1 protein-coding gene is annotated in these 1,154 nt (G+C 37.8%); it reads right to left on the bottom strand.

Going from position 1 to position 1,154, the window contains the following annotated elements:
* Positions 1-183: 183 nt before the first annotated feature.
* A partial coding sequence (locus tag IQ242_RS25375; RefSeq protein ID WP_193961854.1) for a DUF1822 family protein occupies positions 184-1,154 on the bottom strand: 971 nt, incomplete at its 5' end.

The raw sequence follows: 1,154 nt of genomic DNA, 5'->3' as shown, positions 1-1,154 counted from the left end.
ATAGTGACGTTGCCATTGACGGTAAAGAGTTAATAACTCTAAATTAGCTGGTAGCCTTGCTTTGATCACAGTTTGGGGACGAGAATTAAGATCGGGACGAATTTCTAATTTTACTTTAAATCCCCGATCAAATGTGCCATCTAGTTCGAGAGTTAAGAGTTTAATCATGAAGTTTTTCCTCGCTTATACTTGTAAATATTCGGTTACTCTTGCCGATTCTAAAGCCACTTCAATGAAGAATTTATCCCCCAATTCAGCATCAAATCGATAACGAATAAATTCATCGTTATCTGTGGCAATTACTTCTCGAAAAACCTGACCAGTTTCGGTGAGAATAGTTAATTTTAAATGGGGGGGTAAAGTGCTTGTTTCTCCCGTGGGGTAAACAGTCGCTTGCAGGCTAAATATTTCTTCAGTTTTAGCGATAGTAATCATCAAAGCGAGGGGATTTCCCAGTAATTCTACTCCTAAATCTTTGATGCGTTTAATTTCTGTATTTTTGAAAGCTGGAACCAGTGACAGTGAGCTAAAATCGAGGATACTTTGCCAATCAATGGGGAAATTATCAGTAAACCAATTGGTTAACTTGACGGGGGATTTTTGCCGACGGGTAATTAAAATTTTTCTCCAGTTACTATTGACGATAACTGCTGCCCATTCTTGAAAAGCAACGGCTTTTCTGGGAAAGATTAACTGAGGATTAGCTAAGATGTCTAGTAAGGTTGTCAATCTATCTAAAGATAGTTTTTCTTCCATCTTTTCCCGTTCAATCTTCACTGGTTGTAATTGACACTCTCCCCATAAATCCAAAGAATCTGATCCTGATTGCAGTTGATTTCTCGGTAGAGAGTAGTTAAGATTACGCTTAATATATTGTCCTTTTTCTTTAATATCTTTATGGGTAGTAGAACCCCAAATTCTCAGATGACTTTCGGCAGTGTTTACCTGTACCGCTAGATAATAATCACCAATTAATTGAGGAATATCTACCCATTCTTGAGGAATTTCGATCGCTTCTAGATCGAGAGTTTCGCTGGCAATAACTATTACTGACTTTTCGTCTAATTTAACGGTAAAACCATTAACTCCTAGTTGCCAGAAATCCTCTTGATTTTCTACTAAGCTAACCCCAGGCATCCCTGACTGTAGATAGT

The sequence above is a fragment of the Microcystis sp. LEGE 08355 genome, from assembly GCF_015207185.1.
GTDB classification, from domain to species: Bacteria; Cyanobacteriota; Cyanobacteriia; order Cyanobacteriales; family Microcystaceae; genus Microcystis; species Microcystis panniformis.
Note: the sequence above shows the minus strand (reverse complement) of the source record. Positions and strands in the feature narration are given on the sequence as shown.